13 protein-coding genes and 1 pseudogene are annotated in these 13,019 nt (G+C 57.9%); 3 read left to right on the forward strand and 11 right to left on the reverse strand.

What is annotated here, in order from left to right:
- Window positions 1–84: 84 nt before the first annotated feature.
- From ACZ45C_RS12670 to ACZ45C_RS12695, 6 genes are all read right to left on the reverse strand, one after another.
- A complete protein-coding gene (locus tag ACZ45C_RS12670) occupies window positions 85–1,311 on the reverse strand; it encodes a phage integrase SAM-like domain-containing protein (RefSeq protein WP_460560798.1) in 1,227 nt (408 codons plus the stop codon).
- Window positions 1,308–1,766 (reverse strand): hypothetical protein, encoded by a 459-nt coding sequence (locus ACZ45C_RS12675; protein ID WP_058984796.1) that lies wholly within the window; start codon window positions 1,764–1,766, stop codon window positions 1,308–1,310. Before ACZ45C_RS12675 ends, ACZ45C_RS12670 begins: the two co-directional genes overlap by 4 nt.
- Window positions 1,767–1,769: 3 nt before the next feature.
- The gene (locus tag ACZ45C_RS12680) at window positions 1,770–2,351 is read right to left on the reverse strand and encodes a DUF7342 family protein (protein WP_058984797.1); all 582 of its coding nucleotides are present in this window, start codon (window positions 2,349–2,351) and stop codon (window positions 1,770–1,772) included.
- A 493-nt stretch (window positions 2,352–2,844) separates the two neighbouring features.
- Window positions 2,845–4,521 (reverse strand): transposase, encoded by a 1,677-nt coding sequence (locus ACZ45C_RS12685; protein ID WP_464374325.1) that lies wholly within the window; start codon window positions 4,519–4,521, stop codon window positions 2,845–2,847.
- A 63-nt stretch (window positions 4,522–4,584) separates the two neighbouring features.
- Window positions 4,585–5,472, reverse strand: coding sequence for an IS1096 element passenger TnpR family protein (locus tag ACZ45C_RS12690; protein ID WP_444683503.1), 888 nt, complete (start codon window positions 5,470–5,472; stop codon window positions 4,585–4,587).
- A complete protein-coding gene (locus ACZ45C_RS12695; protein WP_460561855.1) occupies window positions 5,469–6,440 on the reverse strand; it encodes a hypothetical protein in 972 nt (323 codons plus the stop codon). The genes ACZ45C_RS12690 and ACZ45C_RS12695 overlap by 4 nt, the downstream gene beginning before the upstream one ends.
- Window positions 6,441–6,547: 107 nt before the next feature.
- Here ACZ45C_RS12695 and ACZ45C_RS12700 point away from each other — a divergent pair, with 107 nt between their 5' ends.
- Window positions 6,548–6,907 carry a hypothetical protein gene (locus ACZ45C_RS12700; RefSeq protein WP_444683505.1) on the forward strand — a complete coding sequence of 120 codons (360 nt, stop codon included), beginning with the start codon at window positions 6,548–6,550 and terminating at the stop codon, window positions 6,905–6,907.
- 15 nt (window positions 6,908–6,922) lie between these two features.
- On the opposite strand, the gene ACZ45C_RS12705 is transcribed toward ACZ45C_RS12700, so the two are convergent.
- The 5 genes and pseudogenes from ACZ45C_RS12705 to ACZ45C_RS12725 form a co-directional block, all read right to left on the reverse strand.
- Window positions 6,923–7,831 (reverse strand): hypothetical protein, encoded by a 909-nt coding sequence (locus ACZ45C_RS12705; RefSeq protein ID WP_444683506.1) that lies wholly within the window; start codon window positions 7,829–7,831, stop codon window positions 6,923–6,925.
- A 59-nt stretch (window positions 7,832–7,890) separates the two neighbouring features.
- Window positions 7,891–8,397, reverse strand: a complete 507-nt coding sequence (locus ACZ45C_RS12710; protein ID WP_460561853.1) for a twitching motility protein PilT — start codon at window positions 8,395–8,397, stop codon at window positions 7,891–7,893.
- Window positions 8,394–8,762, reverse strand: coding sequence for a UPF0175 family protein (locus tag ACZ45C_RS12715; protein WP_460561851.1), 369 nt, complete (start codon window positions 8,760–8,762; stop codon window positions 8,394–8,396). The genes ACZ45C_RS12710 and ACZ45C_RS12715 overlap by 4 nt, the downstream gene beginning before the upstream one ends.
- A 285-nt stretch (window positions 8,763–9,047) precedes the next feature.
- Window positions 9,048–10,724, reverse strand: coding sequence for a transposase (locus ACZ45C_RS12720; protein WP_464374326.1), 1,677 nt, complete (start codon window positions 10,722–10,724; stop codon window positions 9,048–9,050).
- A gap of 180 nt (window positions 10,725–10,904) precedes the next feature.
- Window positions 10,905–11,047, reverse strand: a pseudogene (locus ACZ45C_RS12725) (restriction endonuclease); the annotation flags it as partial.
- Between the two features lie 261 nt (window positions 11,048–11,308).
- On the opposite strand from ACZ45C_RS12725, the gene ACZ45C_RS12730 reads away from it, so the two are divergent.
- Together ACZ45C_RS12730 and ACZ45C_RS12735 are read left to right on the forward strand one after the other, a co-directional pair.
- Entirely contained in the window at window positions 11,309–12,025 is a 717-nt protein-coding gene (locus ACZ45C_RS12730) for a ferritin family protein (protein ID WP_460559361.1), read from the forward strand.
- On the forward strand, window positions 12,022–12,984 hold the full coding sequence (locus tag ACZ45C_RS12735; RefSeq protein WP_460559363.1) for a quinone oxidoreductase family protein: 963 nt from the start codon (window positions 12,022–12,024) through the stop codon (window positions 12,982–12,984). The genes ACZ45C_RS12730 and ACZ45C_RS12735 overlap by 4 nt, the downstream gene beginning before the upstream one ends.
- Window positions 12,985–13,019 lie beyond the last annotated feature (35 nt).

A 13,019-nucleotide genomic window follows, 5' to 3' on the forward strand; every position in this document is an offset into this window, starting at 1 on the left:
TACGTCGCGAGCGCTTCGTCAACCGCTTGGTCAAGGCTCATTGGTTAACCTAATCTAGGTTCTCCTCCCGTATAAACGCTTGCGTCAATCGATCTGTTCGAGTGCTTCAGTTGCGACATCACCCAATTCACCGGCTTCAATATGCGAATACCGTTCACGAACCATCTCCTCCGAGTTATCGAGATAGCGAGCCGCAACAGTGTACCCGAACGCGCGGACTAGCACCTCGCCCATTCCACGTCGACCACCGTGGGGCGCGAGATAGTCGTGTTTCGGATGGTCGATGTCGATCTCTGCAGCCTCTGAGAGCCGTTGGAGAATCGACCGTGCGCCGTCCGTCGTGATCGATGGAGGCCGAATGTCCTGATCAAGCGCCAGCAGCAGGTCGCGAGCGTACTCCGCACGGCGTTCAGTGATTGCTTCTGGGCGTTCCCCTCGATCGGCGAGGTCATCCTGGACGAGCTCTGCGAGCGTCCGTTGGTCGAACGTCGGAAACACCGGCCACTGCTCCGTCGGCGGGTCCATCAGCTGGCGATAGCTTCGCAGCGGAGAAATCACTGGATCGGGGAGACTCGCGGCGTCCCACTGCTGTTTCTTCCGGTAGACGTCCATACTCCCGTCGTCGAGGGAGAGATCCTCCCAGCGGACGCCGCGCCGGCGCGGGTCGTTTGGATCTCGGAGGAGTTCGCCAACGCGGACAGCGGTGTACGCGAGGACGAACACCAGAGCCCGGTCACGAGTCGCCTTCAGCGCTACGTAGCGCGCTCGCTGCTTGTCGAGGGGGTCAGTATCCTCTGGGAGTGTCGTGTACGCCTCGACAGCGTCGCGGGCCCGTTCGTCGACGTGGCGGGTGAGAGCGTGGCGCTGTTCAGACGTCCAGGCCTGCTGGTCGCCGGGCTTGCGGCCGTCGTCCTCCGGTAACGGTGCCATCGCACTCGCCCGCTGCGCGTAATGCGCCTCGAGATACCCTTCGTTGACACACCACCCACACCAGGCAGAGATATAGCGGTAATAGGTTTGTACCGTGTTCTGCTTGAGTCCCCGATCTCCACCGAGATGTCGGGCGTACTCCCGGAACACGCGTTCGTCGAGATCGTCGAAGGTCGGTTTGCGGTCGACGTCGTCGGAGACGATCCCGGTCCAGTCGTCGGCGCCGCGGTCGCCGGCGGCCCACTCGGCGAACCGTTCAAGCTCGCGTGCAGCGTTACGTCGATAGTTCCCACCGTCGCCGCCGCGGCCTTTCCCCTTGTCCTGGAGGTAGCGCTCGAAGGAACTCGCGAGTGACTGATTAGTGCGTTCTCGAGGTGTCATCGTTCCTCGTTCGCGTACTGGTAAGTCGGACGGACGTCCTCGAAGAGCGTTTCGACGATTTCCCAGAGGATCAGGGAAGGAGTCTCGTATTCAAATGTGATCCCCCAGCGGTCCTCCGTATTGGCGGCAGAGTACTGGAAATGCGCCCGTCCGAGATCGGGATGGTCCTCGTCCTGGTGCCAGCCGGCGTGAAAGCCCGTGTTCGGATCGGTGTAGTTGATACGGAACCAGTCGTGAGGGTCCTGTCGATACCACTTGACGGTCAGTTCCGGCGAATCAGGGCCCGTTGGGGGATTAAGGCGGGCTGGATCAAAAACCGCCCGCAGCTGCTTGGCCTCGATATCGTCAGGAACGTACTCGACGGCCGTGATCTGGGGGACACGGTCGAGGACGTCCCGCTTCAATTGGGCGTAGAGGTTCGCGTTCGGGTCACCACCTGGATGCGGGACCGACATCCGTTAGCTGCTGGCCTCGGCAGACTCTGTCGTCGGAGCGAGGAAGTCCCATTCGCGGATGGCAAAGCCAACGATCTGGATACGACGCTGAAGGTGCTCCCACTCGCGGGCAATCTCACGGCGACGGTCTTCCTCGTCACCGTCAAGGGACTCGTCAGCGAGCGTTCCGCGAAGCTGATTCGGTGACTCGACGCCGAATTCGCCCTCCCAGTCGCGAATCTGCGTCTTCATATCGGCGAGACGGTCCGTAAGCTCCTCGACAGTGTGCCCGCTGTCTCGAAGCCGCATCGCCTCCTGCATCGCTTGGCGGCGATAATCTGGGTAATACGTGGTGTGAGTACCGCTTTCGTCCCGGTGGAGGATGCCATCGTCGACGAGCCGATCGAGGACGCGTTTGGTCGGCTCGTGTGACCAGCCCGCTTCCGAGGCGATCCAGTTGGCCGTCTGAGGCTCCGAAAGCTGCCGGGCGGTCATCCTCACGCGGTCTTCGCCCGTGGTTTGGCGTTCCATTAGGCCCTCGGAGTTCGGTTCGTCTTCGGACATACAACACCGTTCGCGCTTTGTCTTAATATAGGTTGAGGTCATTAGTTCTATATCGAGTGCGTTTCTTCGCCATCGCCTCGACCCCGGCTGAGGAGAGTCAGAGCAAACTCGGAGCCCGGTCTTGTCGGCTCTACCCGGGGGAAGCGCCGTTGTGAGGGGGTTGCAGCATTCGTGCTTCACCGACGGCGTCGGGGTACTTCAAACTGGTCGTGATTATCAGAGTAATCAAGATCACTTGCTGTATTCGTCTCATCGGGAGAAATCGAGTATCTGGAGGCTCATAGCGTCGAAATTCCGCACTACAAGAAATTGTATATCGTATATCGCTATATTTATTATATTCGGTGGAAGTTAGACTACAGTGGGTTTAGCGGGGCTGTGATGCGTGGTCTCAGCCGAATCAGTAAGCAGAAACTGCTTCAGATCACCCTTCGTTCGCATACTCCTGTCGCAGTAGCAACTATATCGTCGTTCTCCCGAGAGTCTCGATAGCGTTGCCACTCAGATATCTGCGCTGCCCCAGAGCGAGGACCTGTTATCCGATCCCTGTCTCTTTCTTCAGCAGCGTCAGCGTATTGTCGGCCGTCACGATCGGCGAATGTCCGTATTCACCGGTCAGCTCAACCTGGACGAGCAGATCCACGGCTCGCCAGATCGAGTACAGCAGACACGCGAACGCGAAGTAGAAGAACCGCAGTCCGAAGTCCTTCGACGTGGTGGCGGCCATAAACCGCTTGATAGACCTGTAGCCGCTCTCGATCTCCCACCGATACCCGTACTCCGTGAGATGTCCACTCCCTCTATTCGTCATGAACACCGAGTACTGTCGGTGGTCGTCGTGTTCTGAGTCCTCTTTCCGTCGGTAGATCAGCGTCGTCTCGTGCCACTTGTTCTTCCCTAAATGCAACTTCCGGTCGGTTTCGTAGCGGTCTTGGTCGCGCTGGAGCAACCGCTTGGCCTGAGCTTGCTCACTAGCCTGCATCCGCTTCGGAACGACGTAAGAGAGCCCACGCTGGCTGATCATCTCCAGAACGTGCTGGCTATCGAACTCCCGGTCCATCAGCACGTTATCGACGTGAACGAGGTCCTCAGCCGAATCGAGCAAGTCCTCGACGATTTCTTTGCGTGATTCGCCTTTCCGCACGGGACGAGCATCAAGCACGAGTGGAACAGCGTTCCCGACCAACTGGACGGTCGCCCACTGATAGGCGTATTCGTCGGTCTTCTCTTTTGTCCCGATGATCTCATCCTCGTGACCTGTTCTATCACCGGTGAAGGGCTCAGCTTCAGTGATGTCGATGGCCACGATTCCGACTCGGAAGAACTGCTCTGTCTCCGAGACTTCATCCAGTAGCCGTTTCACGGCCTGACGGTACATCTCACGAATCTCCGCTATCGAGAGGTCACGAATCTGATCACGATGGACGTGCCCCAGAGGTGTCCGACTACGCGTCGACTCGTAAATGAAGCTCCGAGCCCCCTCATTGGCAGCTAAGTTCTCGCGGAGGCCGAGATAGGTCTGTAAGTCCCAGTAGGCATTCTCGTGGATCTCACAACCCTCTCCGCGATCCATCGAGAACGCCGGGAAGACAACGCGACTGACGTGATCCGTGATCGTTCCCGCCTGTTCCAGCACGGTCTGCTCGTCCGGATCGGAGTCTCCGGTACTGTCTCCTCGCTGAGGGAGCGTCCTGTCCGGGTCACGCGGAACGCTCACACCCGCGTTTTGGGCATTGATCAGGGCCGTCTGGGCAGCCGTCTCAACCGTCTCGCGTAACTCACCCGTGAAGCGCTCGTGCCAGCTACGCCAGAGCGTCGACTGATTCGGAACGCTCTCGAGTCCGAGTTGCTCACGCAATTCAGGGTGGCACTCGAGGAATCCGACGAGTGCTGTCTCGTGGTTCCATCCGTGGAGTTCTTTCAACATGAACACTCGAAAGAGGGTGTCCATCTCGTAGCTCGTCGATCCCGCATAGCGGTCATGGGTCTCGAATTTGAAGTAAGCGAGCGGCAGCGAACAGACGAATTTTTCGACCGAGTTGTGGCTCTCGTGGCTGAACCACGTCTCCGAAATCGTCCGAACATCTGATTCCAGTCCCGCGAGCGACGTTCGGTCATACAGTGGTGTCGAATCATACGCCGGCCACTCGACGTACGATTGTCGAGCGATGCTTCGAAAGACCGTGCGACGAGAGACAGGAGTCGAAGCCACTACGGGATAGTCAGTAGGACACGCACAAGAATTCGTCCAGATCAACAGAGGGCTAGACGACTACTACAACAGGTGGCCGTACCCTTTGCGTTCGAGTTCGGCTTCCAGTTCGACGTGCATCGCTTTGACAGTTTCCTCGCCGAAGTGCTGTCCCGTCATCGCTCCCGAGATCTCCGCGATCTCAGCGTGCCACTCGCGAACTGCGTCCGCAAGCGCGGCGAGGAGTTCTTCTTCGGGCTTGTTTGCTCCATCGACTTCCTCGACGATCTGCCACCCCGGCTGAAAATTTTCGAGGACGTATCCTGTCTCCTTGAACTGAATCGCGAACCGCTCACAGACTGCTCCGAACCCGGTTTCGATGCTGAGCAACGGAATGACGTGGACGATATCCTCGTGCTCCTCCAGTTCACGGAGGTCCGCAACGGGCACAGCGGTTTCTGGAAGTACAGAATACAGCGGATCAGGCAGAAGAGGGCCGCTCTCATCGGCCCCCGACGGCTCGTACTGGTCGTCGATCGGATCGCCTTTCTCTTTCACGACTGTTGGCTCTGTGTCACTCGGTTCCTCGCTGAGAATCTCTTTCAGGATAGCGTAGAAGCGCCACTCGTCGCCGTAGTCGTAGAGATAGCAGATGCGGTCGTACTGTTCGAGACCGAGCTGACGAGTCATTTCACCGATCGTCACATCACCCGCGTTCTCGATCCGCTCGGTGCGTAATACCGGATCGCCACCAAGTGATTCCTCATACTCCTGTAAGCACTGGTATTTGACTGCGCTGTCCCAGTAATTCTCATCGTCCCCAACAAACCAGAGATGACCCTGATCGAGTCCGAATGCGGGGTTGATCGCCGACTGAAACTCGGCGATCGTCCTGTCTGCCCCGACGATGATATCTCGCCACAGCGATGTCGGGTCCGGATCGAATTTGACGCGAAAGCGGTAGGCAGTCATCCTTGCATCTCCGTACCCGTGCGGAAGCTCGTGAGGTCGTCGATACGCTGCTCTAGGTCTTCGATCTCGTCTCGAAGTTGTTCAGCTTCGTCGTCATCACTGGCGGCGAGACGGTCTTTCAACCCCTGGAGCCGAGATTCTTTCACGTCTTCATCGACCTCTGCCTTCCGGACGTACTCGCTTTCCTCGATGTTGTAGACATCCGATTCAGAGAGTGTGGTCACTTCGAGTGCTTCATCGACTTTCGAGCGGTCGACGCTCAGCACACGTTCACGGTCGATACCAGCGTTTCCAAGGCGATCTAACACCTCCTCGTCGTCTTTGAGCGAGCGATTGCGGCGACTCGTCCGCTGGACAGAGCCATACTGCCCAGAGACCGGACGGTCGTGATGGAGTCGAGCGAGGAGGACATCTGCGACCTCCTGGCGGAAGTCGTTCGCATCTCGCTGGACATCCGAGAGCAGTGTGTAGAGATTCACCAGCGCATCTGTGTCCAATTCAGGGAGATCAGTCACTTCGTGACGTTCGAGTGCATCAATGAGGAGGAGCGCGTCCGAATAGACAGCCAGTCCGTCGGGTTCAATTCGGTCCTCGTCCGTGGGTTCCTGTTCCGCGTTGACTACCTGCGTCGCCGTCGCGATCTCTGATTGAGTGATGACACCAGCATCCTCATCAACCTCGAATCGTGGATGGACACTCCACACCGCAGGATACGGATCGGCATCTGCCGGGAGACGATCAAGATCAAACCCGTCGGGGGCGTCCTCGATTCGCCGATAGAGCGTTTCGAACTGGTCTCGCTGGAGCGGCCGCGTCTCATCCCTGTCTTCGAAATGGATAATGACGCGAGCGTCCTGTACGTCAGTAATACGAAATCGGTGATGGGAGAGCGGCGTGATGAGCGTCGCACTTTCAGGAAGGTCATCGAGTTCTTCGAGAAGCGTGTGCCAGCTGGCGGTGAAAGACATATACTGTGGTTGTGGCCCATTCAGACTAAATCTTGTTCACAACGCGGCCATCGGTGGGCAGTCTCCGTAACAGACAGTCTGATACGTGTCTCTCCGGAACTACCGATATGGCTGAGACGTACGCACTCCGTGTTCAGATCGAGTCACACGAGTACGACGGCGAGTTCTATCTCGTCGGCCAAGGATACGGAACCCCAGCAGACGTGTTGGACAACGTCGCTGCCGACCATCTCTTGCGAATCACGAATTCGCCACGTATCGAAGAGTACCTGTTCGATGTGCTGAAGCACGGACAGAATACAGGTAAAGCCGAGTATGAGGCGACAGACAGCGATGTCGAATGCTGGATTCACGTCGATGTCTCCTACCAGAGATACGCCTTCGGTGTCGGAGACAGAGTGTTCGAGTTCTCAAGCGAACCGTCCAAAAGCGAAATCGCATCGACTGTCACGCAACTCCAGTCGTAGGCTGTGGACTCTCGTTCAGGGATCGAAGTGGTAGATATAGGGGTGATCAACCTTCCCAGCGGGCATAATCTCTTCGAGTAGCTCGTGAACCTCAGATTCGGAGGGCGCACTAGTGATGATCCGATCGTCGTAGATCGCCACATAGGCTTCGTTAAGTCCCAACTCGCGCAGTTCTCGACCCAAGCTTCGAGCTCGAGCCTTCCCCGTCTCCTGATGGTAAATCCACTCCAGTTCGTCGGTTCTCTCCCGCAACTGCTCGATCTCCGACGCGTATCGCTCCCGATTACGCTTGTTCTTCATATAGAAGCGCAACTCCTCGGCGTCCGTCTTTTCGTCTTCCTCGGGTACTGGAAGCGAGTCGATTATGCCGAAACGATGTTTGGCCTCCTCGTATTCGTCGTCGATGTCGGTACTGAGCGAGCCCCCGAATATGATGTTCTTGACACCGATCCATCCATCGTAGACGATCTGGTCCTCGAACGGCAATAGGACGACACTCGAAACCGGGACTGGAAGTGCAGATTCGTCCCACACTTCGGTGAACGGCAGCCGAGCCGGCCGGACTGCGTATGCTTTCGGCGGTTCTGTCCAATCGAGAAAGATCGCATCGTCCGCTCGATAGCGAACGGCGACGAACTCTCCGGCGACGAAATCAGTCCACGCTGCGACCTGTTCGAGATCAGCTTCTGACAGTTCGGGAGGATTCTGTTCAACGAAGTCCTCTATCAGGTCCGTCGTTGACTCGTTGTACAGCGTATTTCGGAGTGGGAGAAGCTCGTCAGTGTAGTGCTGTTCCAGATCAGCGACTGTTTCGATCCCTTCGATGACATCGAACCGTTCGTTGACGTACACCAACAGATGGGCATAGAGATCCAGAAACCGTTGTTCGCTCTCGTCTGACAATCGTCTGTCGGCTTCACTCATTGGTAATAGACGTGTTTACGGTCACACTAATCAGGCGTTTCGAACTTCGAGCGAGTTCCTCATCGATATTCCGAAATCGTTCGATACGGGACGTAGTACCCGATTTCATCGATCCACGTCGACAGCCACTCGTCAGCAGTCGCTTCATCGATCTTCCCAGCGTCGATTGCAGCCAACAGAACTCCGACGGATCCGACAACGGTCACGCCCTGATCTTTCGCAAACGACCGGGCATCCCCGTCGTCGGTCAGTAGGCGGCCGTCCGCTGCGTCCGCCAAGGCGAACGCTTGGGCCTCGCCGGGATCGAGATGGCCACCAACAACAGCCTCTCTGTTTGCGACGGTGTCCGAAATCGTCGCGACTGGGATCTCATCGTCGAGTGTATCGAGTGCTGACTGAAGATACGGGTGGTCGTCGACCCCGTCTTCGAGTTCCTCGCGAACGACTGGAACCGTACAGATCCCAGAGAGTCCTGCAACCACCCACAGCTGGTCAATGTACGCAAAATTCGAGAGGACGGTCGTGTTCAGAGCGCTCGGGTTGGGTGGGATATCGTCACCTGTCATTTCGCGCGTGACTCCTCGTCGTCCGAGTCCTCGTCATCGAATTCGAGTTCGCTTGCTGCCTCTACCTCGTAGGCTGCGTCGTCTTCGTCGACGAGTCCGAGACGGAGTTCGACGCCGTGCTCACGGAGGATATCACGCATCGTCCAACGGTCGACGTCGGCAAGTCTCGCAGCATCACCGAGCGTAATTCGTTCCCGTTCGTAGAGGGCGACTGCAGCCGCAATGCGTTCGTTTTCGTGGTCCTCGAAGTATTTACGCACGAACTCTCGCAACGCATCGCTCTTGCCCCCGAACACACCAGCCTCGACAGCACCCTCGATGAGGAGGTCGAGGTCGTCTGGATAGGAGCCGGTAATTCGTGCCATCGTCCTATCCCAAACTACGCCTTCATACTATTTATGAACTGCGCCAGGCTTCCATATGCATTGAGACGACGCGTCTCAACTACTGCCGGACCCCGGAAGTTGAGACTACGGCGGGTTTAGAGGGGCTGTAATGCGTGGTTTCGACCAAATTCTCGAGGCGAAGCTACTTCGAATCTTCTCTCGTTGGTCTTCTCGTGTAGTACTACCAACTAGAACGGTGAATTTCCAAGATTCACGACAGCGTTGCCACTCAGGAATCCGCTTTGCCCCGGACAGAGTACCTCCCTATCCAATTCCGGTCTCCTTCTTCAGCAGCGTAAGCGTATTGTCGGCCGTCACAATGGGTGAGTGTTCGTACTCACCCGTCAACTCGACTTGGACGAGTAGATCGACCGCTCGCCAAATCGAGTAGAGAAGACACGCAAACACGAAGTAGAAGAACCGCAGTCCGAAATCGGTCGAGGTTGTCGCAGCCATGAATCGCTTGATCGACCGATAACCGCTCTCAATCTCCCAGCGATACCCATACTCGCTGAGGAATCCACTGCCACGGTTGGACATGAACACCGAGTACTGCCGGTGATCGTCGTGTTCAGAGTTCTCTTTGCGTCGGTAGATCAGCGTCGTCTCGTGCCATTCGTTCTTCCCGAGATGGAGTTTGCGGTCGGTCTCGTACCGGTCCTGGCTCTGTTGGAGTAACCGCTTCGCCTGAGCTTTCTCGCTGGTCTGCATCCGTTTCGGAACGACGTAGGACAGTCCACGCTGGCTGATCATCTCCAGAACGTGCTGGCTGTCGAACTCCCGGTCCATCAGGACGTTATCGACGTGGACGAGCCCTTCAGCCGAATCCAGCAAGTCCTCAACGATTTCCTTGCGTGACTTACCTCGTCGAACTGGCCGCGCATCGAGCACAAGTGGGACAGCATTACCGACCAGCTGGACTGTCGCCCACTGGTAGGCGTACTCGTCGGTGTTCTCTTTCGTTCCGAGAATCTCGTCCTTGTGCCCACTTCGGTCACCCGTGAACGGGTCAGCTTCCGTGATATCGATCGCGATGATTCCCGCTCGAAAGAACTGCTCTGTCTCCGCGACTTCATCCAGTAGACGTTTCACTGCTTGGCGGTACATCTCGCGAATCTCCGCGATCGAGAGGTCACGAATATGCTCGCGATGGGCGTGCCCGAGTGGTTTCCGATCACGCGTTGACTCGCAAATGAAGCTCCGAGCCCCCTCGTTGGCAGCCAAGTTCTCGCGGAGACCGAGATAGGTCTGTAAGTCCCAGTAGGCGTTCTCATGGATCTCACAACCCTCACCACGGTCCAATGAGAACGCCGGGAAAACGACGCGGCTGATGTGATCTGTGATCGCTTCCGCCTGTTCCAGTACAGTCTGACCGTCTAGGTCGGACTCATCGGTGTCGTTACCTCGTTGGGGGAGCGTCCGTTTTGGGTCACGCGGAACGCTTACACCCGCGTTCTGGGCATTGATCAGGATTGTCCGGGCGGCTGTCTCAACCGTCTCACGCAACTCACCCGTGAAGCGCTCGTGCCAGCTGCGCCACAGCGTCGACTGATTCGGAATTCTATCGAGCTCGAGTTGCTCGCGAAGTTCAGGGTGGCACTCGAGGAATTCGACGAGTGCCGTCTCGTGGTCCCATCCATGGAGTTCTTTCAGCACGAACACTCGAAAGAGGGTGTTCATCTCGTAGCGCGTCGACTCCGTGTAGCGGTCGTGGGCCTCGAATCTGAAGTAGGCGAGCGGCAGCGAACAGACGAACTGCTCGACCGAGTCGTGACTTTCATGTCTGAACCACGTTTCCGAGATCGTCCGAACATCTGATTCCAGTCCCGCGAGCGACGTTCGATCGTACAGTGGTGTCGAATCATACGCTGGCCACTCAACGTACGCCCGCCGAGCGATACGTCGAAAGACGGTTCGACGAGACTCAGGAGTTGAAGCCACTACGAGACACGGAATCAGACACGCACAAGACCTCGTCTATCCTCAACGACAAAGTCGAACAGCGTATCTGAGATCTCGTCGAAGAAATAAGCTTCGACGTCGATCTCCCGGCCCAGTCAGAAAGTTAGAACTGGAGTTGTCACTCGTTTTCGAGCCCATCGTAGATATCTCGATTCGCGTCTCGGCGAGGTTGGTGAACCGACCTGGGGTGACGACTATTCCCCGCTGGAACCATCGAAGCCAAACGTCGCGATCGCCGAGTGCAGTTTCTGGACGACCGGTCGTCCGACCGTGTCCGTGTACTTGCACTCGACGATGATCGCTCCTTATGTCCCGTCGACGACCTACTTCATGAGGATGACCAACTGTGATGGGTTCGGAGAGCAACAGGTAGCGTCAGCTGTCTCCATATCTGCTCCGTAGCACCTTTTGCGACGGTTTCCAATGGCAGATACATGACGGAGGAGCGCCCAAGTCGCGGACCCAACACTACCACAGATGAACAATCGCGCCGGTCTGCCCGTCTGGCGATGGCAACACACTGGGACCCTAACAACATCGACTTTGAACGGGATCTCCGTACCATGACTGAACTCGGCCGGGTCGAATTCACTCGCCTACGTGGCTTTCTCGCCCAATTCGGCGCTAGCGAGCAAGAAGTGACGGAAGACCTCGCACCACTTGCCGTCGTCCTTAATGATCCCGCCGATCAGCGGTTTGTTGCGACGCAATTGTACGATGAGGCCCGACACGCAGAGTTCCTCGAACAGTACTGGGAGACGGTGATTCACCAGGTAGAGGACGAACGCGGCGTCGCCCGAACCGATCCCACGGCCGACCGCTGGCACGCAGAGCCCCACAAGACGCTGCTTCGCCGGACATCCGACGCGATGGCACGATTGCTGACGACTGCTGACCCTGAAATGCGGGCCCGCGCGTACAGCCACTACCATCTGGTAGTCGAGGGCGTCCTTGCACAGACGGCCTACGAGTGGGTCGACGAGCGATACAGCGAAGAATCGAGCGATGGACTAGCGTTGCCCGCGCTCACGAGCGGGTTCCAGCGTCTCCAGCAGGACGAAGCCCGCCACGTCACGTTCGGGGTGCGGAGGGTCCAGGACTTGCTCGACGCTGGGGTGGACACGGCCGTCGTCGTCGAGACGATCGACGAACTACTCCCGTTCGTCGAGGCTACCATCGACCGGATGGTTACGGAATCGGGCCGAGAACAGCTGCTCGAGCAGGTCGAGGAGGAACGGGACCAACGTCTCAAAGAGGTCGGCGCGGTGGAGGCAGCATGACGCGGGAAACGATGAGCGCAGTCCGTGTCACGGAACACGGGGACCCCGATGCCCTCTCCACGGCCGAGGAAGCGGTTCCTCATCCCAGCGAAGGTGAAGTTCGGATCGACGTCCGCGCTGCGGGTGTCAACTTCGCCGACGTAGAGAAGCGGCGCGGAAACTACCCTGATGGGCCAACCCCTCCATATCGGCCCGGATTGGAAGTGGCTGGTGTCGTCGAATCGACCGGCAGCGAAGTCGACCTCGCGGTCGGCGAGCGTGTGACCGCGCTCGTTTCACAGGGCGGGTACGCCGAGAAGGCCGTCGCGCCAGCGGATGCGACGATACCGGTTCCGGCCGATCTCTCATTCCCGGCCGCTGCGTCGCTCCCAGTACAGTTCCTGACCGCTCACAATACCTTGTTCGAGTGGGGCAACTTGACCGCTAGCGAGCGAGTGTTAGTAACTGCGGCTGCGGGCGGTGTTGGGACTGCAGCCGTCCAGTTCGCCGACGCTACTGACGCCACTGTGGTCGGCGCGGCGAGTACCGAAACGAAGCGAGAGTTCGTCCGTCGGCGTGGCGCGGACCGAGCTATCGATTACGACGACATCGAGACCTCGGTGAGGGATGTCGACCTCGTTCTGGACGGTGTTGGCGGGCGTGTCTTCACCGATGCCGTTGAGGCTCTCGCGCCGGGCGGACGTGTCGTCTCTTTCGGTATGGCAAGCGGACGGGTCCCGACGGTCGCGACGCCGCGTCTGTTCTTCCAGAATAAATCCGTCCTCGGCTACCATCTCGAGGAGGCGCTAAAGCGGAACCCTGACCGAGCGCTCTCGGCCGTCCTCGACGTCGTCGAGGCGGTCGCCGATGGCGATGTCGAACCTGTGGTCGAGGAAACCTTCCCACTCGAAGCCGCTACCCGTGCCCACAAACGGCTTCAGGAACGGGAGAGTGTGGGAAAGCTCATCCTGCATCCCTGATGTCACAACTGTTTTGAGGGATTGAGCGGGAATAT

It is taken from the genome of Halorubrum pallidum (assembly GCF_055380345.1).